1 protein-coding gene is annotated in these 627 nt (G+C 66.3%); it reads right to left on the reverse strand.

Annotation, left to right across the window (positions count from 1 at the left end; all coding sequences use genetic code 11):
* Positions 1-604: type IX secretion system membrane protein PorP/SprF (locus ACEVG1_RS21035; protein ID WP_374745699.1), on the reverse strand; the 604-nt coding region annotated here is incomplete at its 3' end.
* Positions 605-627: the final 23 nt, after the last annotated feature.

The raw sequence follows: 627 nt of genomic DNA on the forward strand, positions 1-627 counted from the left end.
CCATCCCGGCCAGCTCGCCATAGCTGCGTGCGTTGAGGCCGATGCCGAAAACCTGTTTGATGTAGAACATCGCCGAGGCTTCGGCCTGTGGCCGCAGGCTCTCCGAGTAGGTCACCAGCACCGAAGGGCGGAACTGGAAGTCTATGCCCATATGGAACAGCGCACCCGCCGTGAGGTGGTACAGGTTGCGGAAGTCGTAGCGGTTATCACCGCCCCCCACCCCCAGGTTGCCCAGCATCAGCCGCGGCAGCGACAGGCCCACGTAGTACCGCTCCGGGCGGTACAGCATCACCCCGAAGCCCACCAGGGCGTCTGTCTCCCGCACATCCTCCCGGAAGGCCGGGTCCTGCGGGTCCAGCTGAGAGAACCGGCCGTCCATGTAGCTGAAGCCCGCGTTGAGCGACAGCCCAAGGTACTCGGTCTCCGATATCCGTACGCCCTTGGCGAAGAAAGCCGAGGCCTCCGTCAGTTTCTCCACGGCCATGCTTTCATGGCGGAGGGTTATGCCGGTGGTGGCGCCGGACCGCCGCAGGCCGATGTGGCCACTGCCCCAGAACACCGTGGGGGCGCCGTCCAAGCCCACCCACTGCCGCCGGCCGATCACCGATACCTCCCCGCCCGTGCGCA

The sequence above is a fragment of the Parapedobacter sp. 2B3 genome (assembly GCF_041925275.1).
In the GTDB taxonomy this organism is placed as follows: Bacteria; Bacteroidota; Bacteroidia; order Sphingobacteriales; family Sphingobacteriaceae; genus Parapedobacter; species Parapedobacter pyrenivorans_A.